This window comes from Pseudomonas sp. GW821-FHT09C10, from assembly GCF_059418085.1.
Window position 1 is genome coordinate 242,811 of the sequence record NZ_JBWKPE010000011.1, and the last position, 23,620, is coordinate 266,430.

Consider the following 23,620-nt stretch of genomic DNA (forward strand, 5'->3'; position numbering starts at 1 on the left):
CTCCGCCTGTTTGCCATCAGGTTGATTTGTGGCGACTTGCCGGCGCTCCTATGAAGCCTTGTCTACACTCCACAGCATCTACGGAGAGTAAGCGCGAAGGAGTGCTCGATGTCTCCCCGACTTCGTTGCAGGCAGCGTGGTGCGATTGGCTTGATGGCGGCCTTGACGCTGGGTTTGGCGCTGGTTTTCCTGCTGCTGGTGGTCGACAGCGGCCGGCTTTATCTTGAAAAACGCAAACTGCAAGGCATTGCCGACATGGCCGCACTGGAAGCGGTGCAGCGCAACGGCGATTGCCTGGCGGCGAGCAACAACACCGCCAGCACCTTTGCTGGCGCCAGTGCTGCGCGCAATGGCTACATCATCCCGCCTGCCAATGCACTGGATGTTCGCTGCGGCTCGTTGACCACGGCGGCCTCGAATTTACGGGTATTCTCCGCAGACGCCACCCAGCGCGATGCCATTCAGGTGATCGCTTCGCGCCCGGTGTTGACCAGTGTCGCCGGTGGCGTGTGGTCGCTGTTCAATGGCGGTGCCTACAGCCTGAATACGCTGTTGACGACCAGGGCTGTGGCCGCGCCGAAGATTCTGCCGCCCCAGGCGCAATTGACCATCAAGTCCACCCTGGTGTCGGTCAATTCCAACGATTCCGCGGCGTTGAACCTGCTGTTCGGCAAACTGTTGGGGGGTAACCTGTCGCTGGATGTTGCCAGCTGGAAGGGCCTGGTCGACAACAACATCAACCTGCTCGGTTATTTGAACCAGTTGGCTGTGAACGTGGGGGTACAGGCGGGTAATTACGACGAGTTGCTGGCTAAGAACCTCAAGCTCGGTCAACTGATCGATGCGGCGGTCACCGTCTTGCAGGCCGGCACCGGCACCGCCACGGTGGCCGCCTCAGGGCTTGCGCAGATCAATGCGTTGGTGGGCAACCTCGACGTCACGTTGGGCAACGTGCTGCAGTTGCAGACGGGGGCGGTGGCCGCCGGGCTCAACACCACGTTGAATGTGTTCCAACTGGCTGAAGCTTTTGTGCAACTGGCCAACAAGAAAAACGGGGTGGTCGCTGAAGTGCCGGTGACTATCCCGGGCCTGGTCAATGCGAGCGTCAAGCTCAAAGTGATCGAGCCGCCACAACTGTCGGCGATAGGCGATCCCACTTACGCCAAGAATAAAACCGACGCGAGCACGCGGATTTACGTGCGCACGGCCCAGGTCAGCCTGGGGCTGACGGTGGCGCTTCCGCTGCTTAACACACCTGCGGTGAATCTGGTCTTGAACGGGTTGGTCAGCCCGCTTTCGGACGTGTTGAACAATCTGCTCAGCCTGAACCTGGCGGGGACCGTCAGCTCGCTCCTCTGTGCGGTGGGCGGCGTTCCTTGCCAGACCACCGACTTGAGGCTGCTGTCTTCCGCGACGAACCCACCGGTCTCCAGTGTCGATGTGATTCTGGAACTGGGCAGTGCCGAAAGCTATGTCACCGGCTTCACCTGTGCGAGTGACGCGACTAAAACGCTGACCACCCAAACCAACGCCTCGGTAGTGAATATCAAAATCGGCCAGAGCCCCACCCTGATCAATTCGTTGGGTACCAGTCCGCCGCTGGCGACGGTGCCACCGCTGCCGGTGATCGACATCGGTGCGGTGACCTGCCTCAAGCCGTTGTTGGGGCTTGGCCCGACCACCTGCGATTACCCTAACCGCAAGGCGTTTTATGGCGGTGGGATTGGGATGCTTATCGACCCGGACTTGGGACCGATCACCGCCGCTGGTAGCGCCTACACCTACAACCAGCCACCGGAGATCAAGCAGCCACCGCTCTACCATGGGCTCTCGACCGCTAGTTTGGTGGCGTCCCTCGGGCAGGCGTTGCAAGGACGGTTGAAGTTCCAGGTTTACAAACCCACAGGCTTCAACCTGCTCGGCGGGTTATTGACAACCAGTGCCACGCTGCTCAACGACGTGAATACCACCCTGGGCAACGTTATCGGTACGGTGCTCAGCCCGATTGTCGACCCGCTGGTAAATGGCTTGCTGTCCACGCTGGGCATCAACCTGAACCAGGTGGAAGTCGGTGCCAACCTCAGTTGCAAACCCCACGGGCAGGCGGCACTGGTGATTTAAGCGTCCACGATGGGTAACTCCACACAAAACCTGGCGCCTGCTTCGCCATTGACGACACTCAAGCGGCCGCCCATGTTTTCCACAATTCCGTAGCTCACTGATAAGCCCAGTCCTGTCCCCACGCCAATGGGCTTGGTGGTGAAAAACGGTTCGAAAATTCGCTCCAGCAGGCGTGGGTCGATACCGCCGCCGTTGTCCTCTACCCAGATCCGCACATGCCGCGTGTCCTGCTCGCAACGCAGCGCGATCCAGGGGCGCAGCGCCGGGTTTGTTTCGCGCTGGCTCAACAGGGCATCGCGGGCGTTGACCATCAGGTTGATCAGCACTTGTTCCAACTGATCGACATAGCCTTTGACCTGCACCCGTGTGTCCGACAGGGTGACACGCACATCCACCCCCTTGCCACGCAAGCCTTCGTTGAGCAGTGACAGCGTGCCCTCGACAGCCTGCGTGGGGTCGAAGGGCTGTTGCTCCATTTCCGAGCGCCGGCCGAATACCCGCATATGGTCCACCACCCGCGCTGCGCGTTGCACCTGGGCATCGATGCGCTGGAGTTTTTCGGTGAGGTAATCGACCCCGGCGTTGCCGTCGCCAAGGCGCTTGAGCACATTGACGATGGCCATGCGCATCACGTTCAGCGGCTGGTTGATCTCGTGGGCCAGGCCCGTGGCCATTTCGCCGAGGGTGGCCATCTTGGCGCTTTGGGTCAGCTGTTGCTGGGAACGGCGCACTTCCGTGTTGTCGCGACCCACCGCTTGTACTTCCACCAGCGCGCCATGCTCATCAAACACGCCGCGGTCCGACCACACCCACCAGGCATGCTCGCGCCCAGGCAGTTCAAGGCTGATTTCAGCAGTGCTGACCGGGAATTCCGGGGTCAGCTGGCGGATGCGTTGCACAAAGGCCTGGCGCTGTTCCTCCGACAGCCAATGCCCAAGGTTCATCCCCGGCAGTTGTGTGGGCAGGCATTCCAGGTAGTTGGCCAGTGGCGTGTTGCCGAAGGTCAGTGTCAGGTCCGGGCGGTAGCGGCAGATCATCGCCGGCGAGTCTTCCACCAGGATGCGGTAGCGTTCTTCGCTTTGCTTGATGTGCTCGGCGGCCAGGGTCGCGTCGGTGACGTCCAGCCAAAGGCCGACGGCTTCGACCGGTAAACCGAGGTCATCGCGCAGCAGCTTGGCTTCGTCGAGCAGCCAATGGTAATGACCCTGTTTGTCACACACGCGGTAGCGGCTGCGCACATTGCCTTCACGCAGCAGTTGGCGGGTGCGTTCGAAGTACAGGTCGCGGTCCTCGGGATGGATCCATTCGATGAGGGTGGCCGGCGTGCACTCGGCGAGGGTGCGGCCGAGCAGAGGCAGCAGGCTGTCACTGAAAAACAGCGGCTGCAGGGTGCCTTCTACATACCGTTGCACGTAGATGATTGCCGGGGAGCTGGCGATCAGGTTATCCAGCCGTGCGTGGGCGGCGGCGGCCTGTTGCTGCTGGTTTTTTATGTCGCTGATGTCGAGCATGAAGCCGATCACTCGACGGCTGTTTCCTGCGCCCAATGCCAGGCCTTGAACGCGATACCAGATGGGGCTTTGGGCCGAGTCCAGGCGATGCAGGCGCACGCTGGCAGACACCGGCTTGCTCAGGGTCTGCAAGTCCAGCAGGCGGCTGGCGAGCTCCTGACGATCAGCGGGGTGGATCAGCATCAGCCAGTCTGTCAGGGCCATACGTGGGGTGCTGTGGTGGGGGCTCAGGTGCTGCAGCAACTGTGGGGCCAGCTGTATGTCTTCAGTGTCTGCCGGCAGCTCCCACCAGCCGGTGCCCAGTAAACCTTGCAGGGCTTCGAGCCGCTCCAATTGCTGCTGATGACGCTGCTCGCGAAGGCGGCTGAGCAGAGGTGCGGCGAGGGCCGCAGTCAGCTGTAGCCAGGCGCGCTCACTGGCTTGTTCTTCGTCACGATAAAAACCGCAGAGCAGCCAGGCGGCAACACCATGCTCGTCACGGTAGGGCACCAGGAAGCCCTCGGCATTGGCGAAAACCCCTTGCAGGCGTGGATGTTCGCTGAGGCCCTGGTTCAGGGTCAGGCTCAAGGGGGTCTTACCGTCCAGGCTATCCAGGGCCGTTCCCAGGGATTGCCCGTCGTGCCACAGTGGCGGTGCATCGTGGGCGCGATAATGGCTATGAACCAGCCAGCCCTGGTCGTGCTCGTCGAGCAGGGCAATGGCGACACAAGGAATCTGCCAGTGCTGGGCGATATTCTGCAGGTTGTCCTGCAGCACCTCGGGCAAGCGCGTCAGGCTGCAAACCCGCAGTCGCTCGCTGATCTGCTCACTCAGGTACTGATTCTGTTCGATGCCTTCAGCCAAATGCCGGTGGGCGATCAAGTCGCCGATGTCCAACAGCTGCAGCAGCCACCCATCACCTTGAGGCTCAATCCAACCTCGGGTTTGCACGGGCCGCCCGCCGTACCCCTTGAAATCCAGGTCCAGGCTCTGCCCCTGCCAGTCGCCGGGGTTGCCCTCGATCACGACGGCGCTGTGGTCTTGCACATAGTCCAGCAGCGGCACCGGGTGTTGCGGGTCAGGCGTCTTTGCCAAACGATGACGTAGCGTTCCGTGGGTTTGCACCACCCGACCGAGGTTGTCCAGCTGGATGTGCAGGCCGACATGCATGGGTGGCTGGGCCGACGAGGCATGGAGGCCAGGAGGGCGGCCCAGGAGTCGATCGAAAAACCTTTCCCCGGCGGTCAAAACTGCAGGCTCGCTTGGGCGGAGAGTGTCGCAGGCAAGTTGGGCACGGTGCCGAGGCCTGGCAGGACCAGAAAGGGCAAGACGCTTTTAAGGTTGTCGGAGGGGTAGTTGATTTGTACGGTCAGCATGCCGGTGCCCGAATAGGTGGCTGTGACATACGCGGGCACGAATTTGAAGGCGGGGGGCAGCCATTGCAGTTGTGCCTGGGCGGCGGCGATTGCGCGGTTTTTCAGGGCATCGGCGTAGCCTGGGGTGGTGGGGTCCAGGGCCACGCCGCGCCTCACGCCTTCCGCCGTTGCCTGGTTGAATGACTGCAACAGCAGCAGTGGCAGGCTGTAACTGAGCAAACCGTAAAACACGGCAAAAAAAATCATGAATACCATCGCGAACTCAAGCGCGGCGGCACCTTTCTGTTTTCGAGGGAGGCCTTTTTTCATGACTGCGTCTACCCTGACAACCACTACCTGATGTCAGCATAGAATCATTCAGCGGAAAGGGATTTTTTTTACGTGATTCAGAGCCTGTTGCTGTTTGTTTGGCTGGCGTTGTGTGCGGTGCAGGATGTCCGTCAACGTCAGATCGCCAACCGCCTGACCCTGGGTGGGTTGCTGCTGGCTTGGCTCTACGTGCTCTGGAGCGGTACTACCTGGCTTGGCGCTTCGGCTGCCGAGGGTGGGTGGGCGTTTGGCTTGGCGCTGCTGTTGAGCCTGCCCGGCTATGCCTTGGGCCGGTTAGGGGCGGCGGATGTGAAATTACTGGCGGCTCTGGGGGTGGCGACCAATAGCGACTACTTGCTGGGCACTTTTGTCGGTGCGGGGGCGGCAAGTGTGGCGTGGCTGTTATTGGCGCCGAGGGCGTGGCCGCTGATGAATCAGGGGGTTAGAAACGCTTTGCAGTCCCTTCAGCCGCAGGCGTCAAACAAGCAGCCCTTTGCGCCTTTTCTGTTTGTGGGATTCGCCCTGGCATGGGTTTGGATCCATTAGTCGTGACGTAGGCTGGTGCTATGTACATAGTCAGAAAGTACGTCTACGTTTGTAGTTACGTTGTTCGGAAAAATTAAGCGGAGCAATGGATCGGTTGGTCTTTGGCTTGCCCAGGCATGGAGTTGCGCGTGAACAAGCTTACCTCTGAAGTGAAAGTGCTGGTTGTCGATGATCAGCCTCTGATTGTGGAAGAACTCTGCGAGTTTCTGGAAAGTAGCGGTTATCGTTGCACCCCTTGTCACTCAAGCCTTGATGCGGTCGAGCGTTTTCGCGAAGACGCCGGAATCGGCCTGGTGCTGTGCGACCTGCATATGCCGGACATGGACGGTATCGAGTTGGTGCAGGAGTTGCAGCGCCTGGCCGGCAAGCAGCGCGTGTTCGAAGCGATCATGCTGACGGGGCGCGCCGACAAGCAGGATGTCATCAAGGCGTTGCGCGCGGGAATTGCGGACTACTATCAGAAACCGATCAACCTCAATGAACTGCTCGAAGGTTTGCAGCGCCAGGAGGCGGTGCTGCAAGAGCAGCACAAAAACCTGGAACTGGGGCAGTTGAACCAGAAACTGCAGTACCTCTCGGCGTCTATCGATGATCTGTATCACGATCTCGACAAAGTACGCAGCAGCCCTCAGCCCTTGGCTGTCTCGAGCGTTGAGGACGGCGAAGCCGCCGACGTCGAGATTCCGGTGATTTTCAAACAACTGTCACCGCGCCAACTGGATGTCGCCAGGCTGGTGGGCAAGGGGCAGACCAACTACCAGATTGCCTGTGAGCTGGGCATCACGGAAAACACCGTGAAGCTCTATGTGTCCCAGGTGCTGCGCCTGACGCACATGCATAACCGCACGCAACTGGCGTTGGCGCTGTCACCCAGTGGTGCTTCGATACGCCAACGGGTGAGCGCCCACTGACTATTTGCTACCACCGCCCGCTGAGTTGCCGCCTTGTTTCTGCTCGTAATACTCGGGAATCGCGTGTTTGTAGCTGTCCATCAGGCGCTGCATGGCGTTCTCGCGCTCAGCGGGGGTGGCCTTCTGCGGCGTGGAGGAGGCCATTTGGCCGCTGAGCTGCAGCTGTAGCCAGTGTTCGGTCTGTTGCTGCTGCGGTGAGGAGGGGCCGGGCTCGATGGCCTGGGCGGCCAGGGGCAGCGTTGCCAGCAGCAGGTTGGCGAGCAGTGTGAGTTTCATAGGGGCACTCCCTGATGACTTATTGGATAGGCGCCGGCAAGGCCTTGCTGACCGTCGCCATCTGAGCCTTGGATGGCGATACCGGTGAACGTTTGAGCTGCTGCGCCCGGGCCTGGGCCTGGGTGACTTGATCAGGACTCAACCCCATGCGTCCGGCCACTTGTGCCGCCTGGCCCCAGTTGTCCTGGTAAATCAGCAGGGTCACCAGGTTGACGGCGGCCAACTGATTGCCTTGGTTGAGTTCCATGGCGGTGAGGAATTCGAAACGTGCATCGTTCATGCGCAGCTGGTTGAGGTAGACCACTCCCAGGTCATTGCGGATCTTTTCATCGGTGGGCGACAGCCTGGCGGCCTGTTGCAGATGCGCCATGGCTTGAGCGTTGTCACCCCTGGCGACGGCCAATTGCCCGAGGCCGTGTTCGCCTTCCGCCGACAAGCATGTGCCCAGCAGGGTTTTGTACAGCGGCTCTGCCTCGTTACGCCCCAGCAGGCGGTAGACCTTGGCCTTGCGCAGGCGTACCTGGGGCAGGCTGTCCGACATGTTTTGCAGATTGGCCAGGCTGGCGTGCAGCTTGCCGTCGTTGGCCATGTCGTCGGCAAGGTTCAGCGAAAGTTCCTGGTCGGCGCTGGGCTTGGAACAACTGCCGTGAGCGGTGAACCCCGCCCAGGGCGTCTGGCCCAGGTTTGCGCAACCGCCCAACAGCAACAAGCCGCATGCAGCAATCAGTGCTTTCATCGTGTGTCCTTTCAAGGCCCCATGGCCTTCGATATGGCGATAAAACCGGGGCCGGCCAATACAATCAGCAACGCCGGAAACAGAAAAACCATCATCACCACGGACATCTTCGCCGACATCTTGGAGATGAATTCCTGCATGCGCGTCAGGCGACGGTCGTCCAGCAGTTGCTTGAGCGCCTGCAACGATTTCATGGCGCCGCCACCCTGGTACAGAAGCTGTTGCAGAATCGAACAGGTATCGCTGAATTCATCGACGCCGAGCATCAGGCTGGCCTTGCTCAACTCTTCGCCAAGCTCCAGGCCCGAGTCCACCCGGGCCAGCACAATGCGTAATTCCGAGGTGAGCACCGGCAGCAGTTTTTGCGCTTCATGGGCCATCACCCGCAGGGTCTGCTCAACGGCCATGCCTGATTCAAACAGGATCCTCAGCAGCGGAATAAAGGTCGAGACCTCTTGGGCAATCTGTTCCTGGCGACGTTTGGCCAGCGCCGCGAGCACGCGCTTGGGCAGCAAGTAACCCGTGGCCAGCCCCAGGAACGGCGCGAGCCATACGGGGTCGGCCTCCGCGAAAAACACGCCCTGTATCAACAGTGTCAGGCCCAGCAGCAACAGCGGCGTCGCCACTTGGCAGGCAGCAAACATCGAGCGCTGACCGGCCCTGCGCCAGCCGAGTCGGTTGAGCAGAGTTTGGGTTTCGTTATCGAGGCTGATGGTGCGTTGGCCAATCCGGGTGTTGCCCAACTGGCGCAACCACTGGCTTATCTTGTCTTCACGCGTGGTTTCGCCCTGCAATCGGGAGGTGACCAGGCGCTGCTGGCGACGTTGCGCCAGGATATTGCCGACCACCAGCAACAGCGCGGCAAAAAATAATAATGCGCTGAGCAGCAGGGCCATGTCAGACGCTCCTCAGCATGCGCCAGAGCGCGACGCAACCGAAGACCTGCATGAGGAACGCACCGACCAGCATCCAGCGGCCACTGTCATCCGTCCACATCCCCACCAGATACGTCGGGTTGGTCAGCAGGAAGTAGCCGGCAACGCTGACCGGCAGCAGCGCCAGCACCACCGCTGTCACCCGGGTTTCCCCGGTCATCGCCCGCAGTTGACGGGCGCCCTGGTCCCGTTCGCGGATCAGCTTGATCAGGTTTTCCAGCAGTTCGCTGGCGTTGCCGCCGTAGCGATGATTGACCTTCAGGCCGAGGGCAAACAGGCGCAGTTCATCCTGTTCATAAAACTCGGCAAAGTCGTGCACGGCTTCCGGCAGGCTGACCCCGAGGATGACGTTGCGCTTGATACGCCCCATGGACCTCTTCAGCGGGTCGTCACTGGCCTCTATGCCACCCAGTACGGCATCCGCCAGCGTGCGTCCGGATTTGAGGCTGCGCACGGCATGGTCCAGCAGTTGCGGCAATTGCTCGATCATCCGACGCAAACGGCGTTGGTAGCGCAGGGCGAGGTAGAACCGCAGGATCAGCGGCGGCAGCAAAAGCATCGCCAGCAGGCCCAGCCATTGAGCGGCGAGCACACCCAGCACCACGCCCAAGCCCCATAGTGAGAGCCATAGCCCCAGGCGTTCGGTGGGTTTGCCCAAGCCGGCGCGAATGAACATGCGCTCAAGGCTGGTCACCACGGTCTTGTCATTCAACGCCTGGGGCTGGCCCTGGCCGAGACGCTCCATCACACGATCGGTCCGGGCCTGGCGCAAGCCACTGCGCATCAGGCGCGTGGCCAGCAACAGCATGCCCAGGGAGATCAACGCGAGCAGGATCGGACCGATCATCAGGCGTCTCCTACAGGGGCATGGGGATTTCGCGGCGCAGTTTGTCGCCGGCGGGGTTGACGGCATCGCGCAGGAACCCGAATCCGGTGCGTTTGTCATGGCGGAACAGCGTGTTGGTGACATACACGTCATCACGCACTCCCACCACTTCCACCACTTCACTGACGCAACGGCGGCCGTCGGGCAGGCGAGTCAGTTGAATCACCACATCCAGTGCCGCGCAGACCATCTGGCGCAGGGTTTTTTCCGCGATCACGCGACCGGTGAGACCCACCAGCGTCTCCAGGCGCAGCAACGCATCCTGTGCGTTGTTGGCGTGCACGGTGCTCATCGAACCGTCGTGGCCGGTATTCATCGCCGTGAGGACGTCGAGCACTTCCACGCCACGAATCTCACCCAGAATGATGCGATCCGGGCGCATCCGCAGGGCGTTGCGAATCAGGTCGCTGGCCTTCACTTCACCGTGCCCCTCGGCATTCGGCGGACGGGTTTCCAGGCGCACCACGTGGGGGTGGCCCAGTTGCAGTTCGGCCACGTCTTCGATGGTGACGAGCCGCTCATGGGGGTTGATCAGTTGGCTCAGGATGTTCAGCAGCGTGGTTTTTCCCGTGCCGGTACCGCCGCTGATCAAAATGTTGCAGCGCTTGCCGACGGACTCCTGGAAGAACTCGAAAATCGCCTGGTCGATCGTCTGCATGGCCATCAGGTCGGTGCTTTTGAGCATGTCCTTGCGAAATTTGCGGATCGACAGGCAGGGGCCGTCCAGGGCAATCGGCGGAATGATCGCATTGACCCGGCTGCCGTCCGGCAACCGCGCATCGACCATCGGCGACGACTCGTCCAGGCGTCGCCCCAGCGGCGCCAGGATGCGCTGTATGACCCGCTCCACGTGGTGGTCGTCGATAAAGCGCAGGTCGCTCTGGTGTAACAGGCCATCGCGTTCGATGAACACGCGATGGGGGCCGTTGACCAGGATTTCGGTGACGGACGCGTCGCGCAGCAGCACCTCCAGCGGCCCGAACCCGGTGAGTTCATCGACAAGCTCTTCTGCAAGACGCTCCATTTCGTAGCGGGAGACCGCCAGGTGCATGCGGGTGATGTACTCGGCGACCTTATCCGTCACAAATTGCGCCAGGGTTTGGCGGGTGCCTTCCAGCAGGTTTTTTCCCGACTCCTCGATGGCATCGATGATGTAGCGGTGCAGGACCAGCTTGAGGCCGTCGTGATCGGTGGTGCCTGGCGCGCCACGTAACGGCACGCCGAACAGTTTCTCGCTGCTCATTTTGTGCTCCAGAGCCGGGTGAACCAGTTGGCTGGTGGTTTCTCAAGGCCCTCGGAATGTTTGGCCAGACGCTCGCCGAGGGTGCGCAGGCCTTGGGTCAACGGCTCCCGTGGCGACAGGGAAAACAAGGTCTGGCCTTGGTTTTTGGCATTCAGGCGGATTTCTGCGCTCAGGGGCAGTACGGCAATCACCTCCAGGCCGAAGGTTTTGCCCAGCGCTTCGGCCTCCGGAGCGGCGCCTTTGATATAGCGGTCGACCAGCAGGCGTCCGTGCTCCAGTTTCATGCCTTTTTCGCGCCATCGATTGAGCACCGCGAGGTTGCGCCGGCAGTCGAGCACGCTTTGATCGGTGCACCACAGCAGCTTGTCGCAGTGGCTGACAAAGGTGCGCAGCGCTTCGCTGTCCGGTTGCCCGGCAAGGTTCACCACAATGTGCTGAAAGTGTTGGCGCAGTGCGCTGAGCAGCATATACAGCTCGGCGGCGCTGGTTTGCTCCAGTGCTTCGTCGCCGTCGGTGTAGGCCAGGATGCGCAGGCCGGCTTCGGTTGAGGTGAAGGCGCTGTTGATCAGGGTCGCATCCAGGCGCCGCAAGTGGCGCAGGGCATCCCCGAAGTGAAACGAGCTTTCCAGGCCCAGCAACGCCAGGCTGTCGCCCCGGGGCAGGCCCAGGTCCAGCACCAGAGTTTGCTGCCCGCTTTTTTGCACCACCTGAGCCAGGTGGAGAGCGAGCAATGCGCCGTCGGTACCGCATTGAGTGCCATACAGCACCGTGAGACCGCCCAGGTGGGTGGTATGGGTGACCGCCGGCAGGCGTTTGCTCAGGCGTCGCACCAGGCCCGCGACTTCGCTGGAGCGCGAGCCATAGGCGACAAAGTCACGTGCGCCGGCGCGCATGGCATTGAGGACGAGTTGATTGTCCATGCCGTCGCCCAACGCAACGATGGCCAGCATGGGCTTGGCTTCCAGTGCCCCTTCGATCAGGGCGCACTGTGTGGTGACGTTTTCTCGGTCCAGGCCGATGAAGACCAGGTTGGCGAAGGTCACGTCGACCAGCGCCAGCAACTCGTCGAGGCTGCCGCCTGCGCTGACCACTTGGCCCAGCGGTGCAAGAGCGCCCTGAAGCCATTCGAGGTCTGTGCTGTTGCGCGTGATGGCCAGGAATGTCTGGCTCAGGCTCTCGCTCATTGGGAAAGCCCCGTGCGCCGGTCGAAGTTGCCATTTTCGAGGAAGAACAGGCGGTACCAGTTCGGGTCGTAGCTGCGCAGTTTTTCGCCGGGCAGGGAGGGCAACTGCGCGTCGGCGGCCAGGGGTTGCACAAGGTGCGGGGTGACGATCATCAGCAGCTCTTTTTCTTCGCGGCTGATGTTGGCGTCACGGAAGAATGCCCCCAGCACCGGGATATCGCCCAGCCCGGGAAACTTGTTGATGGTGGAGCGGTTGTTGGTGCTGATCAGGCCACTGATGACAAAGCTTTCACCATCGGCCAGCGACACGCTGGTGTCGGTACGCCGCACGGTCAGGGCGGGGACCTGGATGCCCTGGATCTGCACCGCGTTGCTGTAGTCCAGCTCGCTGACTTCAGGGGCCACCTTGAGGGTGATGCGGTTTCGGTCGACCACCGTGGGGGTGAGGGTCAAACGAATACCGAACTCTTTGTATTCGATGGAGATCGTGTCGCTGCCCGCGCTGGGCACCGGAATCGGCACCTCACCACCGGCCAGGAAGGTTGCACTTTGCCCGCTCAGGGCGACCAGGCTGGGGCGCGCCAGGGTATAGGCAAAGCCGCTGCTTTCCAGGGCGTTGATCATGGCCGAGACTCGCCCGCCGCCGAAACCGATATTGAAGTTGGACGCGCTCACTGGCAGGGCCAGCGTGCCGGCACTGGGCACGGTCAGGTTGGGGCTGCCGATGAGGAAGTTCTTGCCGATCCCCAGGATCGAGGTACTCGCTTCCTTGAGCTTGGAGCGGCTGACTTCGACAAAACGGATGTCGGTCTGCACCTGGCTGGGCAACGAGGGATCTTCCGAGGGCGACAGCGACAGACTGGTCAGCGCCGAGGTGGCTTTGCCTTTGACGAACACCATGCTCTGGCGTGGGCTGCTCGAACATGCCGTCCAGATCATCAGGCTGGTGGCCCCCTGGGAGACGCCGGTAAGGAGGAACGCCTGGTTACCGTTGACTTGAACGTCGGCGATTTTTGGATCACCAACGGCCAGCCGGGTAATGGCCACCGGAGATTGCAGGGCTTGTTGCATGCCCTCACCGACTTCAAGCGTAGCGGGCAATTGGCCCAGGCTGCTGCAGTTGCCGGTTGCCGCCTGTGCGCTGCCGATCCCCAGCAGGATGACGAGGGCCCAGAAAGCGCGTGAAAAAAACCGCACGGAACGACTGCTCATTCAAGGCATCCTTAGCGCTATCAGGGCGTTTGTTGAGTAACCTGGTTGCCGCGTATCACCTCGATACTCGAGCGACGTGGCGTGCCGTTGGCCGCCGATGGACTGACGTTGTTGGTGGGGGTGGATGTAAAGGCCAACTGATTGAACTGGTAGAGATCGCGCTTGGCATTGTCGAGGTTTACCAGGGAGTCATTGTCGCCCGCCCAGTAGAGGCTCAAGCGTTGTTCGTCGGCGCTGCGTACGGCCAGGCGCAATGCGCCTGCCTGGGTCGCCAGCACCAGCCGAGTCATCAATTGCTCTGGAACCGCGAGCAACACCGTGCGTGCGCTGGCGCGGTTCTGTTGTTGCCTGGCTTTGTCTTGCGCCGTGGTTGCCACGGGGGAGCCGGGTTTGCCGTCATTGGTCAGCCCCAGTTGGTCGCCCACACCCAGCAGGCGAAGTGCAGGGATTACGGTTTGTGCCGAAGGTTGCGGGTTACCGTTTTCCTGGCGCAGGTACAGCATCACGTCGACATAGTCGCCGGGGTTCAATTGCCCGCCGGCACCGGTGACTTCATCCACGGCAACGGCCAGGGCGCGCTCGTTGGGGCGGATCATGCGGGCGAGGCTCCCGCCGGCGTCGAAGCTCTGTTCGGTCAACCACGTGCCGGCCTCAAGGCTGCGCCAGGGCACGCGGCCGATGGCTTGTTCCAGTGTGGTGAGGCTGCCTGCCGGGGCCGTACGCAGCTTTTCCAGGGCCAGGTCGGCAGCCGTGAGGGCTACGAAGGGCGGCACGTCATGGACCAGCACCACCACGGCTTGACGTGTGGGGTCTTCGGCGGGCGCGACCGCAGTGGCGCTGGCAAGCGGTTGGGTGACGACGGCGGTTGCCGGTTCCGGACGGCTCAGCACGAGGCCCCAATAGCCTGCAATCAGCGCACCCACCAACAGTAATCCGGCCAGAATCATACTGATGCGACTGCTCATAAAGGCTCTCCCTTTCCTACTGCAGAACCTGCCGGCTGGTCCATCCAGTCACTGCGCAATGAGTTCACGCTGAACATCTAACTATTTCGCTATTTGAAGGTAGTTCAGCTAGGACGAAATGCCATTACCCCCTGGGAAATATTCTGTACTTCAGTTGGAAACAGCCCGGATTTGGCGCCATGGAGTTGGCTAATACTTTGTGATTAGTCGCTTATTACAGTTGTTGGGAGTGCATTTGCCGACAATGCTCTAACAGCAAGGCGGAATCATGTCGTAGGCCCTCTATATCGGCGCTTTGAGCGCGCAGGAGAAGTCATATGTTCCTTGATGTCATTCGCAAGGTGTTTATCAAAATCCAGATTTTTTCCTATGAAAGAGAAGGGGCTTCCGGTATCGAATATGCAATTGTCGCGGCGATGTGTGCGGCGGTGATCGGGCTGTTCATGACGCCCATCAGTACCAAAGTTAAGGCTATTTTTACTTCGATCCAGACAGGCATCGGCACTTGATCAATACTGTGGTGTGACTACCCTGAGTGCATTACCAGTGTCAGGACTTTTCCCATGAGTTCCTCTTCGCCGACCCGGCAACAAATCCTGTTAGTGGACGATGAAGAGGACGCCCTTATCGAGCTCGCCGAATCCCTCGAGAATGAAGGGTTCGTCTGTTTCACGGCCAGCTCCGTCACCGAGGCTCTGCAGGAACTCACCCTCAACCCTGATATCGCCCTGGTCATCACCGACCTGCGCATGCCCGAGGAAAGTGGTATCTCCTTGATCAAGCGCCTGCGCGAACACACCTCACGCTCGCACCTGCCGGTCATTGTGATGTCGGGTCATGCCGAGATGGATGACGTCAGCGATATGCTGCGCCTGCAGGTGCTGGACCTGTTTCGCAAGCCGATCTACCTGGTGCGGTTGATCGATACGTTGAACAGTCTGTTTCCCATAACCAAACGCTATCTGTAGGAGCGAACACGTTCGCTCCTACAGGCGCCTGCGTCACAGCTGATAGCTGAAACTCAACATATAGCGCGGCTTGCGATTGAAGTTGTCGAGTGCCACGTCTGACATCGGCTTGGCCGCTTCGAGGGCGATGTTGTAGTACTTGGCGTCGCCAAAGCGCATTCCCACAGCGGCCGATGACATGTCGTTGTGCTTGATCGGCAAGTCGTTGAACCAGGTCCGGGCGCGGTCGAGCACCACGTAGGGTTGCAGGATGCGCACCCAGTCGCCGGCGCGGTTGTAGCTGTAGTTGATCTCGTAGGCCATGCCCCAGCCCTTGTCGCCGGAGCCTTGATCATCGGGGTAGCCACGGCCGAAGTTCTGCCCGCCAAAGGTGGCGCGCTCGCTGTCGGGCAAGGTGTCGTCGCTCCAGTAGAGGGCGCCGGAAACCACGCCTTGCCAGTTACCGAACAGCGTGTTGCTTTGCACGCCGGACAGGCGCAGGCGGAAGAAGTCGAGGTCGGGCTTGAGGCCGCCGAAGTCGCTGCGGGCCTTGGCTCCCATCGCGTGGGTGCCTTGGTAGAGCCCGGCGCTGAGGATGCGCAGTTGGGTGGTGTCGGCCTTGCGCCAGTCGCCCTCGACGGCCAGGGCGCGCAGGTCAGTTTGCAGCGCCAGGCGTTGCGGGAACCCCACCAGTTGGTAGCGCGTGGTCTGGTCGACGGCGTAATAGCGCGCGCCGAGGTTCAGAGACTCATTGGGCGAGGCGATCAACGGGTGGCTGAGGCCAATGGAGTAACGGTCAATTGCCTGGTGTGGCTTGAGTTCGAAGCCGCCGCCCAGTTGCAGGCGGGTACGTGGATCGGCGCGGTAGCGTTCACCCGACAGCACCCACTGGGTGCCTTCGGCATTGATGAACTGGCTGTAGGCGGCACGGTAGTAATGTTCTCTATCGTCTCCCGGTGGGAACAGGCCACTGACGCTCAATTGTTCGCCCATGGATGTCCACGCGTTGCTGGTGGCCGTCAGGAGCGCCTGGGTACCGCCTCGGCTGTTCTCGTTCAGGCTCATGCTGGTGGTGAAGGGTTTGCGGCTGGCGCTGATTTGCATGTGGGTGCCGCCATCGGTGGTGCCGGGCGGTGGTACCTGAGCCTGCAACGTCACCCCGGGGATGGTGCTCATCAGGGTGGTATAGCGCTCGAAGGTCTTGCGGGTAAGCGGGCGTTCGGCCTTGAGCTTTTGTGCCAGCTTGTCGACGTAGGACGACACCGAACCGATATCGCCCTGCACGTTGTAATCGCGGATATAACCCTCCACCAGCACCACGCGCACCAGGCCGTTTTCGAAGCGTTGCTCCGGCAGGAAGGCGTAGGACAACAGGTAGCCATCCTTCTGGTAGCGCAGGGTGATGCGGCGCGTGGCCTCGATCAGTTGCGCTAGGTTGGTTTCGTGGCCAATCAAGGGCTCGAAGACCTGGGCCACGTCCTTGAGCGGATAGACCGTGCCGCCGTCGATCTGCAGTTTGCGGATGGTCACGTTGGTGTCCATCCGCAAGGGCTGCGCCGCTGTGTCGGCGGGCACCGGCAATTGGGTCTGCGTGGGAGCCGGACGGTAGGCATCGGCGGGCAGGTTGGGTACGGGCAGGTTGCGGATGGTGTCGTTACTGTTGAGGAAGCTGGGAAGAGTATCGGCGTGTGCATAAGCACTGAGGGTGAGCAATAACAACGGTGTCAAAGCGCGCATAGGACACTCCATGGTCAAAACTGCAGCGGCGTTTTGCAGACGCCCGCCGGGCTCTGGGGCGCGGTTCGGGTGTTTTTCATAGGCCTCTCATGGCCCATAAAAAAGACGAGAGATGGATGGGATCTCTCGTCTCAACCAAGCGTAGGCGCTGTAGATGAGGCCGTCTAATCGGCCAGGTGCAATTCTATTTTGTGCCGGTCAGGCCACCGAGAATCCCGCCCAGTACACCACCGTTTGCCGTGGCGCCTGCGCTGGTCGTTGTGTTGGCGCCCACGCCGAGACCACCGCCGAGCAGGCCTCCACCACTGCTTGTGCCGCCGGTCACAAGGCCGCCGACCGACGCCACGGTGCCACCCACTGCGCTCACGGTGCCGCCCAAGGCGTTGGTGACCGGGTTGGCGTTGGTGGCGCTGATTTGTCCGCCCAGGCTGCCGACCGCGCCGCCCACGTTGGTGACCAGCCCGTTGACCGGCGCACCCAGGCCCGTGGCCCCACCGACGGTTTGGGTGAGGTTCTGTACACCGCTGGTGACAGGGTTGAGTGCGACGCCGAGGGTGTTGGTGATCGGGGCAACCGCCGCACCGGCCGTTGCGTTCGGTACGCCATTGCCGCCGAGCAGGGTACCCAGGGATGCCACGGTGCCGCCGGCCTTGACGCCTGTGACGCCGGTAGCGCTCACCACTCCATTGGTACTGCCCGCATTCAGGCCGCTGCTGGCGCCTGCGATCACGCCGCCGACCAGTTCCGCCAGGCCCAGTGGGTTAGGGCTGCCACCCGTCCCGCCGCCGTTCGAGGCGACATAACCGCTGGCCGTGCCAACCGTGGTGCCCACGCCATTGAGCACGTTGCCTACTACGTCAGTCACAGGATTGTTGCCGGTACTGGCGACTTTATCGCCAAGGCCGTCGACAGTACCGCCGACTTTTTGCAGCAGGCCGCCGACCGGGCTGCCCAGGCCGGTCGTGCTGCCGACTTTGCCGGTGGTGTTTTCCAACAGGGACACCACGGGTACCAGGACTCGTGCGCCAACGGTATCCGTGACCGAACCCAACGGGCCGGTAGTGCTGGCAGTGCTTAATGTATCGCCGAGCATGGTCACGGCATTGCCGACTTTATTGACCACGCCGCCCACTGCTGGGGCGGCGGTTCTCACCACCGGCACTCTCCCGAGCAAGGTGGCGACGTTGTCCCCTGTGACGCTTACCCCATCGCCCAGGTCAGAAACGCCGTTGCCCACGCCGGCGAGGGTTGTGCCCAAAGCGTTGCTGTCGGTACCCAGCGAGCCCAGGCCTTCCGACAGGCCATCACCGATACTGCCCACGGCGGTGCCGGTCGCGGTCACCAGGCCGTCGGCGGTTGCGCCTACGATCGGCAGGCTGCCTAGGGTGGTGCCCAGGCTGCTGACGGTGCCGCCGAGATCGGTTACGGTGCTGCCGACGGTGTCGACCACGTCTGCGGTGACCAGCGTGCTGCCGGTTCCGCCTGTGCCGCCACCCGTGCCGCCGGTTCCTCCACCGGTTCCGCCTGTGCCGCCGCCCGTGCCGCCGGTTCCTCCACCGGTTCCGCCTGTGCCGCCGCCAGTGCCACCTGTTCCTCCACCGGTCCCGCCGTCCGTGCCACCCGTGGCAGCAGGGTCCGAGGACGCAGAGCCGCTGCTGTGATGCCCGCCGCCACCGCTGCTGCAGCCGCCCAGCGTCATTGCTATTGCCAGGGCCAGCGCGGTACTTGCTCTCCAAAACACTACTTGAGTTTTCATGATTGAGTTCCCTGCACCTGTACAACCTTGGTTGTCATCAAACGCTCGTTATTTCTTGGATAGCGATGCGTTTGTCCGTGTGTTCATCACAGACCCAGGTTGGCGTTCTCTCAATGCTCAAGTTGGTATTAACGATTTATATAGAAGGGTCGAAACATCCGCTTAGTGATTAATGAGAAGGGTGTAGGGAGAGGGTGTATCAGGATATATATATGTTTTGATTCAACGGGTTGAATAAAAATAGCGGACGTGAACACGTCCGCTATTACTTAGGGCATATATATACAATTAATCAGGGTTTTTACCCGATTGGCCGCCACTTACCGGCCATATGTTCAATGTCACCCGCCCCTGTCAAACGCAATTCGCCACTGGAACCGGCAGCGCTGCTGTGCAGTATCACTTCGCTGGGCAGGCGCACCGGTTTCTTGAACACCACCTCTATTTCCACATTCGCGGCGGGCAGGTGCTCACCGAGGGCCGCCAGCGTGCGTGCCTTGTTCCACAACCCATGGGCGATCGCCTGGGGAAAGCCAAACCCTTTGGCGGTCAGCGCACTCAGGTGGATGGGATTGTAGTCGCCGGATACCCGCGCGTAGCGGCGGCCGATATCGGCGGGGGCTGCCCAGCGCGTCAGCTCGCTGACCTGTACAGGTACAGGTGCAGGGGGCGTGTCATCCGCCGCGTCGCCGTCGAGTTTCACGCCGCGACAGAGCATCCGGCTCTCGGCTTCCCACAACACGCCCAGAGAATCCTCGGCGCAGGTCACCACGTCAAACGTTGCGCCCTTGGCGTGGGGCTGGAGGTTTTGCGCGTGTACGGCGATAAACATTTCGTTGATGTTGCCCAGGGGCCTATGGATGCGGATGCGATTGCTCAGGTGAATCAGCCCCAGCAGCGGAAAGGGAAAGGCCTTGGCGGTGAGTAAATGCATCTGCAAGCCGAACGCCAGGATGTGTGGATAAGTCGCCGGCAGGATGGGGCTCTCGACAAAACCGCAGACCTTGCGATAGGCCGCTACGTCCCTGGGGTTGACGCCGACCCGGCAGCGCAGCCCTTGCTCAGGCAGTGTGTTGCCGGTGATCTTGCGCTTGAGCGCTGCCCGCCAATACAGCGGTGGCAGAAACGGCGTATTGCCTAAGGTTTGCCAATCCATGCTTACGCTCCCAATAGACTTTGCCCACATACCCGCAGCGCTTGCCCGCTGACCGCCCCGGACCCCGGTTGGCCCAGCCAGGCCACGGCTTCGGCGACGTCCTGCGGCAAACCGCCCTGACCCAGGGAGCTCATGCGCCGCCCGGCTTCACGCAGGGCGAACGGAATATGCGCGGTCATCTGGGTTTCGATGAAGCCGGGGGCGACGGCGTTGATGCTGATCCCGCGTTCCTCCAGCAACGGCGCCCACGCCTGTACCAGGCCGATCAATCCGGCCTTGCTCGCGGCATAGTTGGTTTGCCCGCGGTTGCCGGCGATGCCGCTGATGGAGGCCAGCACCACCACGCGGGCGTTGTCGCGCAGGGTGCCGCTGTCCAGCAGTGCCTTGGTCAGCACTTGCGGGGCATTGAGGTTGACCGCCAGCACCGCGTCCCAGTATTCCGGGGTCATGTTGGCCAGCGTCTTGTCACGGGTGATCCCGGCGTTATGCACCAGGATGTCGAGGCCGTCGGGCAGGTGTTCGATCAACTGGCCGGCGGCGTCTTCGGCGCAGATATCCAGCACCACGGTGCGTGCACCCAGGCGCGCGGCCAGGGCCTCGAGGTCGGCCTTGGCCTGGGGCACGTCGAGCAGGATCACTTCGGCGCCGTCGCGGGCCAGGGTTTCGGCGATGGACGCGCCAATGCCACGGGCTGCGCCGGTGACCAATGCCTTGCGCCCGGCGAGGGGGCGAGTCCAGTCTTCGACGGGCGTGGCACAGGCCTTGAGGCGAATCACCTGGCCGGAGATATAGGCGCTTTTCGGTGAGAGGAAGAAGCGCAGTGCGCCTTCCAGTTGGTCTTCGGCACCGTCGCCGACGTAGAGCAATTGCAGCACGCCGCCGTTGCGCAGTTCCTTGGCCAGTGACCGGCTGAAACCTTCGAGGGCGCGCTGGGCGCTGGCGGCGAACGGGTCGCTGAGGCTTTCCGGCGCGCGGCCGAGGATCACCAGGTGTGCACTGTGATCCAGGTTTTTCAGCAACGGTTGGAAAAACTCACGCAGTTGCTTGAGCTGGTCGGTGTGTTGCAGGTCGCTGGCATCGAACACCACGGCCTTGAGCTTGGGGCTGTGGCCGGGAATCCAGGTCGAAGTGTCGGCGCCGTAGGTGTAAATGGCGTCGGTGAGCCGGTTGGCAAACGCTTTCACGTTCGTTGCCAGCGCGCCACCACCCAGTAACAGCGCACCTTCCACCGGACGCAGGCGCCCGGCTTGCCAGCGTTCCAGGCGTACCGGTGACGGCAGGCCAAGGGCGGCGACCAGGCGATGGCCGAGGCTTGAGTTGGCGAAGTCGATATAACGGTCAGACATGGAACGCTCTCCGAAGGCTGGGGTTCAAAGGGTTGACCATCCCAGGGTAGCAGTCGTTCGACTAGGCTCAGTTATCCAGACCACAACCGACAGGGAGCTTTCCATGACTCAATTGCGCCGTGTAGCGATCATTGGCGGTAACCGCATTCCTTTCGCCCGCTCCAATGGCCCTTACGCCACGGCGAGCAACCAGGCGATGCTGACCGCGGCCCTGGAGGGTCTGATCGAACGCTACAACCTGCACGGCCTGCGCATGGGCGAGGTGGCCGCCGGCGCGGTGCTCAAGCATTCCCGCGACTTCAACCTCACCCGTGAATGCGTGCTGGGTTCACGCCTGTCGCCGCAAACCCCGGCCTATGACATTCAGCAGGCGTGCGGTACTGGGCTCGAGGCGGCATTGCTGGTGGCCAACAAGATCGCCCTGGGCCAGATTGAATGCGGGATTGCCGGAGGGGTGGATACCACGTCCGATGCACCTATCGGCGTGAATGAAGGGCTGCGCAAGATCCTGCTGCAAGCCAATCGCAGCAAGTCCATGGCGGATAAATTAAAAGTCCTGTTACAACTTCGTCCCCAGCACCTCAAGCCTGAGCTGCCGCGTAATGGCGAGCCGCGCACCGGTTTGTCCATGGGCCAGCATTGCGAATTGATGGCACAGACCTGGCAGATTCCCCGCGCCGAGCAGGACCAGCTCGCCCTAGAGAGCCACCAGAAAATGGCCGCTGCCTATGCCGAAGGCTGGCATAACGATCTGCTCACGCCGTTTCTTGGCCTGACCCGCGACAACAACCTGCGCCCCGACCTGAGCCTGGAGAAACTCGCCGCACTCAAGCCCGCGTTCGAACGCAGCGAAAAAGGCACGCTCACGGCCGGCAATTCCACACCGCTCACCGACGGTGCATCCCTGGTGCTGTTGGGCAGCGAGGCGTGGGCCCAGGCGCGTGGTTTGCCGATCCTGGCGTACCTGCGCGATGGCGAAGCGGCGGCGGTGGATTTCGTCAACGGCGCCGAAGGCCTGCTGATGGCGCCGGTGTATGCGGTGCCCCGCTTGCTGGCGCGCAACGGCCTGACGCTGCAGGACTTTGATTACTACGAGATTCACGAAGCCTTCGCGGCCCAGGTGTTGTGCACGCTCAAGGCCTGGGAAGATGCGGACTACTGTAGGACCCGTCTCGGGCTGGACGCCCCGTTAGGGGCCATCGATCGCAGCCGCCTGAACGTCAAGGGCAGTTCCCTGGCGGCCGGGCATCCGTTTGCCGCCACCGGTGGGCGCATCGTCGCCAACCTGGCCAAGTTGCTCGACGCGGCGGGCAAGGGGCGCGGGCTGATTTCGATCTGCGCTGCCGGCGGCCAGGGCGTGACGGCGATCATCGAACGGTGAATTCGTCGAAATTGGCATATTGGATGCATTCTTGAGTGGTCAGAGGTCGGTAGCCCCTCCCACCGGCGAGCCGATTGCCGTATAACGAGTGCCATACGCGTATTTGGTAATAAAGGACCCACAATAAAAGCTGATGAAGACTCCTAAACGCATTGAACCCCTGATCGAAGACGGTCTGGTCGACGAAGTGCTGCGCCCACTCATGAGTGGTAAAGAAGCAGCTGTTTATGTGGTGCGCTGCGGCAATGAATTGCGTTGCGCCAAGGTTTACAAGGAGGCGAACAAACGAAGTTTTCGTCAAGCGTCCGAATACCAGGAAGGCCGTAAGGTCCGTAACAGCCGGCAGGCCCGGGCCATGGCCAAGGGCTCGAAATTCGGCAAGAAAGAAACCGAAGATGCCTGGCAGAACGCCGAAGTGGCGGCGTTGTTCCGCCTGGCCGGTGCGGGCGTTCGCGTGCCCAAGCCGTACGACTTCCTCGAAGGCGTGTTGTTGATGGAACTGGTGGCCGACGAGTACGGCGATGCCGCGCCACGCCTGAATGACGTGACGTTGGAGCCGGACCAGGCGCGTGAATACCACGCCTTCCTGATTTCCCAGATCGTGCTGATGCTGTGTACCGGCCTGGTGCACGGTGACCTGTCCGAGTTCAACGTGCTGCTCACGCCGACCGGTCCGGTCATCATCGACCTGCCCCAGGCGGTGGATGCGGCGGGCAACAACCACGCGTTCAACATGCTGGAGCGGGATGTGGGCAACATGGCTTCCTACTTCGGGCGTTTTGCCCCGGAGTTGAAGAAGACCAAGTACGCCAAGGAAATGTGGGCGCTCTACGAGGCCGGCACCTTGCACCCGGCCAGCGTCTTGACCGGCGAGTTCGACGAGCCGGAAGAGCTGGCGGACGTGGGCGGTGTGATCCGCGAGATCGAAGCGGCAAGGCTGGACGAAGAACGGCGCCAGGCCATTCGGGCGGCGGATGATGCGCCACCGAGCAAGGCGTCGGAAGAACCACCGCCGCCGCCCTGGATGCAGTGATCTTCGGGTACATGAAGATCAAAATGTGGGAGGGAGCAAGCCCCCTCCCACATTTGGTTTTGCATGTATTCAGAT

At 61.7% G+C, this 23,620-nt stretch carries 21 protein-coding genes; 7 read left to right on the plus strand and 14 right to left on the minus strand.

Annotated elements, in window-relative coordinates; all coding sequences use genetic code 11:
* Positions 1 to 108 precede the first annotated feature (108 nt).
* Entirely contained in the window at positions 109 to 2,121 is a 2,013-nt protein-coding gene (locus AC07OT_RS21320; protein WP_495108981.1) for a pilus assembly protein TadG-related protein, read from the plus strand.
* On the opposite strand, the gene AC07OT_RS21325 is transcribed toward AC07OT_RS21320, so the two are convergent.
* Both AC07OT_RS21325 and AC07OT_RS21330 read right to left on the minus strand, forming a co-directional pair.
* Positions 2,118 to 4,781 (minus strand): PAS domain-containing sensor histidine kinase, encoded by a 2,664-nt coding sequence (locus AC07OT_RS21325; RefSeq protein WP_495108982.1) that lies wholly within the window; start codon positions 4,779 to 4,781, stop codon positions 2,118 to 2,120. The genes AC07OT_RS21320 and AC07OT_RS21325 overlap by 4 nt on opposite strands.
* Positions 4,782 to 4,855: 74 nt before the next feature.
* Positions 4,856 to 5,296: a TadE/TadG family type IV pilus assembly protein gene (locus tag AC07OT_RS21330; protein WP_065940950.1), complete on the minus strand. Its 441-nt coding sequence runs from the start codon at positions 5,294 to 5,296 to the stop codon at positions 4,856 to 4,858.
* Positions 5,297 to 5,368: 72 nt separating this feature from the next.
* On the opposite strand from AC07OT_RS21330, the gene AC07OT_RS21335 reads away from it, so the two are divergent.
* Together AC07OT_RS21335 and AC07OT_RS21340 are read left to right on the plus strand one after the other, a co-directional pair.
* Positions 5,369 to 5,842, plus strand: coding sequence for a prepilin peptidase (locus AC07OT_RS21335; protein WP_115486336.1), 474 nt, complete (start codon positions 5,369 to 5,371; stop codon positions 5,840 to 5,842).
* A gap of 128 nt (positions 5,843 to 5,970) precedes the next feature.
* Positions 5,971 to 6,753: a response regulator transcription factor gene (locus AC07OT_RS21340; RefSeq protein ID WP_141156650.1), complete on the plus strand. Its 783-nt coding sequence runs from the start codon at positions 5,971 to 5,973 to the stop codon at positions 6,751 to 6,753.
* On the opposite strand, the gene AC07OT_RS21345 is transcribed toward AC07OT_RS21340, so the two are convergent.
* The 8 genes from AC07OT_RS21345 to cpaB are packed head-to-tail and all read right to left on the minus strand — an operon-like array spanning position 6,754 to position 14,189.
* Positions 6,754 to 7,029, minus strand: coding sequence for a DUF3613 domain-containing protein (locus tag AC07OT_RS21345; protein WP_115486335.1), 276 nt, complete (start codon positions 7,027 to 7,029; stop codon positions 6,754 to 6,756).
* 19 nt (positions 7,030 to 7,048) lie between these two features.
* A complete protein-coding gene (locus tag AC07OT_RS21350; protein WP_495108983.1) occupies positions 7,049 to 7,765 on the minus strand; it encodes a tetratricopeptide repeat protein in 717 nt (238 codons plus the stop codon).
* Positions 7,766 to 7,776: 11 nt separating this feature from the next.
* On the minus strand, positions 7,777 to 8,661 hold the full coding sequence (locus AC07OT_RS21355; RefSeq protein ID WP_065940954.1) for a type II secretion system F family protein: 885 nt from the start codon (positions 8,659 to 8,661) through the stop codon (positions 7,777 to 7,779).
* 1 nt (position 8,662) lies between these two features.
* Positions 8,663 to 9,547 carry a type II secretion system F family protein gene (locus tag AC07OT_RS21360; RefSeq protein ID WP_495108984.1) on the minus strand — a complete coding sequence of 295 codons (885 nt, stop codon included), beginning with the start codon at positions 9,545 to 9,547 and terminating at the stop codon, positions 8,663 to 8,665.
* Between the two features lie 10 nt (positions 9,548 to 9,557).
* Positions 9,558 to 10,829 carry a TadA family conjugal transfer-associated ATPase gene (locus AC07OT_RS21365; protein ID WP_495108985.1) on the minus strand — a complete coding sequence of 424 codons (1,272 nt, stop codon included), beginning with the start codon at positions 10,827 to 10,829 and terminating at the stop codon, positions 9,558 to 9,560.
* A complete protein-coding gene (locus AC07OT_RS21370; RefSeq protein ID WP_065940957.1) occupies positions 10,826 to 12,013 on the minus strand; it encodes a CpaE/TadZ family protein in 1,188 nt (395 codons plus the stop codon). The genes AC07OT_RS21365 and AC07OT_RS21370 overlap by 4 nt, the downstream gene beginning before the upstream one ends.
* A complete protein-coding gene (locus tag AC07OT_RS21375) occupies positions 12,010 to 13,224 on the minus strand; it encodes a type II and III secretion system protein family protein (protein WP_495108986.1) in 1,215 nt (404 codons plus the stop codon). Before AC07OT_RS21375 ends, AC07OT_RS21370 begins: the two co-directional genes overlap by 4 nt.
* Before the next feature lie 20 nt (positions 13,225 to 13,244).
* The gene (cpaB, locus tag AC07OT_RS21380; protein ID WP_495108987.1) at positions 13,245 to 14,189 is read right to left on the minus strand and encodes a Flp pilus assembly protein CpaB; all 945 of its coding nucleotides are present in this window, start codon (positions 14,187 to 14,189) and stop codon (positions 13,245 to 13,247) included.
* Between the two features lie 317 nt (positions 14,190 to 14,506).
* Between cpaB and AC07OT_RS21385 the strand changes: the two genes are divergently transcribed.
* Together AC07OT_RS21385 and AC07OT_RS21390 are read left to right on the plus strand one after the other, a co-directional pair.
* The gene (locus tag AC07OT_RS21385) at positions 14,507 to 14,698 is read left to right on the plus strand and encodes a Flp family type IVb pilin (protein WP_065940960.1); all 192 of its coding nucleotides are present in this window, start codon (positions 14,507 to 14,509) and stop codon (positions 14,696 to 14,698) included.
* 54 nt (positions 14,699 to 14,752) lie between these two features.
* Entirely contained in the window at positions 14,753 to 15,157 is a 405-nt protein-coding gene (locus AC07OT_RS21390) for a response regulator (RefSeq protein WP_065940961.1), read from the plus strand.
* Positions 15,158 to 15,190: 33 nt separating this feature from the next.
* Here AC07OT_RS21390 and AC07OT_RS21395 read toward each other — a convergent pair whose 3' ends face one another.
* From AC07OT_RS21395 to AC07OT_RS21410, 4 genes are all read right to left on the minus strand, one after another.
* On the minus strand, positions 15,191 to 16,873 hold the full coding sequence (locus AC07OT_RS21395; protein ID WP_495108988.1) for a ShlB/FhaC/HecB family hemolysin secretion/activation protein: 1,683 nt from the start codon (positions 16,871 to 16,873) through the stop codon (positions 15,191 to 15,193).
* Between the two features lie 184 nt (positions 16,874 to 17,057).
* Positions 17,058 to 18,629, minus strand: a complete 1,572-nt coding sequence (locus AC07OT_RS21400) for a collagen-like triple helix repeat-containing protein (RefSeq protein WP_495108989.1) — start codon at positions 18,627 to 18,629, stop codon at positions 17,058 to 17,060.
* Positions 18,630 to 18,930: 301 nt separating this feature from the next.
* Positions 18,931 to 19,785, minus strand: coding sequence for a MaoC family dehydratase (locus AC07OT_RS21405; RefSeq protein ID WP_495108990.1), 855 nt, complete (start codon positions 19,783 to 19,785; stop codon positions 18,931 to 18,933).
* 2 nt (positions 19,786 to 19,787) lie between these two features.
* Positions 19,788 to 21,131 (minus strand): 3-oxoacyl-ACP reductase, encoded by a 1,344-nt coding sequence (locus AC07OT_RS21410; RefSeq protein WP_495108991.1) that lies wholly within the window; start codon positions 21,129 to 21,131, stop codon positions 19,788 to 19,790.
* Positions 21,132 to 21,234: 103 nt separating this feature from the next.
* On the opposite strand from AC07OT_RS21410, the gene AC07OT_RS21415 reads away from it, so the two are divergent.
* Both AC07OT_RS21415 and AC07OT_RS21420 read left to right on the plus strand, forming a co-directional pair.
* The gene (locus AC07OT_RS21415; RefSeq protein WP_141605439.1) at positions 21,235 to 22,512 is read left to right on the plus strand and encodes an acetyl-CoA C-acetyltransferase; all 1,278 of its coding nucleotides are present in this window, start codon (positions 21,235 to 21,237) and stop codon (positions 22,510 to 22,512) included.
* 133 nt (positions 22,513 to 22,645) lie between these two features.
* A complete protein-coding gene (locus AC07OT_RS21420) occupies positions 22,646 to 23,545 on the plus strand; it encodes a PA4780 family RIO1-like protein kinase (RefSeq protein ID WP_027607961.1) in 900 nt (299 codons plus the stop codon).
* Positions 23,546 to 23,620 lie beyond the last annotated feature (75 nt).

Bases quoted from the DNA above. Each gene is read 5' to 3' on its own strand.
- AC07OT_RS21320 (WP_495108981.1), top strand. From the start codon at position 109: ATGTCTCCCCGACTTCGTTGCAGGCAGCGTGGTGCGATTGGCTTGATG.
- AC07OT_RS21360 (WP_495108984.1), bottom strand. From the start codon at position 9,547: ATGATCGGTCCGATCCTGCTCGCGTTGATCTCCCTGGGCATGCTGTTG.
- AC07OT_RS21405 (WP_495108990.1), bottom strand. From the start codon at position 19,785: ATGGATTGGCAAACCTTAGGCAATACGCCGTTTCTGCCACCGCTGTAT.
- AC07OT_RS21345 (WP_115486335.1), bottom strand. From the start codon at position 7,029: ATGAAACTCACACTGCTCGCCAACCTGCTGCTGGCAACGCTGCCCCTG.
- AC07OT_RS21330 (WP_065940950.1), bottom strand. From the start codon at position 5,296: ATGAAAAAAGGCCTCCCTCGAAAACAGAAAGGTGCCGCCGCGCTTGAG.
- AC07OT_RS21370 (WP_065940957.1), bottom strand. From the start codon at position 12,013: ATGAGCGAGAGCCTGAGCCAGACATTCCTGGCCATCACGCGCAACAGC.
- AC07OT_RS21415 (WP_141605439.1), top strand. From the start codon at position 21,235: ATGACTCAATTGCGCCGTGTAGCGATCATTGGCGGTAACCGCATTCCT.
- AC07OT_RS21375 (WP_495108986.1), bottom strand. From the start codon at position 13,224: ATGAGCAGTCGTTCCGTGCGGTTTTTTTCACGCGCTTTCTGGGCCCTC.
- AC07OT_RS21410 (WP_495108991.1), bottom strand. From the start codon at position 21,131: ATGTCTGACCGTTATATCGACTTCGCCAACTCAAGCCTCGGCCATCGC.
- AC07OT_RS21395 (WP_495108988.1), bottom strand. From the start codon at position 16,873: ATGCGCGCTTTGACACCGTTGTTATTGCTCACCCTCAGTGCTTATGCA.
- AC07OT_RS21385 (WP_065940960.1), top strand. From the start codon at position 14,507: ATGTTCCTTGATGTCATTCGCAAGGTGTTTATCAAAATCCAGATTTTT.
- AC07OT_RS21355 (WP_065940954.1), bottom strand. From the start codon at position 8,661: ATGGCCCTGCTGCTCAGCGCATTATTATTTTTTGCCGCGCTGTTGCTG.
- cpaB (WP_495108987.1), bottom strand. From the start codon at position 14,189: ATGAGCAGTCGCATCAGTATGATTCTGGCCGGATTACTGTTGGTGGGT.
- AC07OT_RS21420 (WP_027607961.1), top strand. From the start codon at position 22,646: ATGAAGACTCCTAAACGCATTGAACCCCTGATCGAAGACGGTCTGGTC.
- AC07OT_RS21365 (WP_495108985.1), bottom strand. From the start codon at position 10,829: ATGAGCAGCGAGAAACTGTTCGGCGTGCCGTTACGTGGCGCGCCAGGC.
- AC07OT_RS21350 (WP_495108983.1), bottom strand. From the start codon at position 7,765: ATGAAAGCACTGATTGCTGCATGCGGCTTGTTGCTGTTGGGCGGTTGC.
- AC07OT_RS21390 (WP_065940961.1), top strand. From the start codon at position 14,753: ATGAGTTCCTCTTCGCCGACCCGGCAACAAATCCTGTTAGTGGACGAT.
- AC07OT_RS21325 (WP_495108982.1), bottom strand. From the start codon at position 4,781: ATGCATGTCGGCCTGCACATCCAGCTGGACAACCTCGGTCGGGTGGTG.
- AC07OT_RS21400 (WP_495108989.1), bottom strand. From the start codon at position 18,629: ATGAAAACTCAAGTAGTGTTTTGGAGAGCAAGTACCGCGCTGGCCCTG.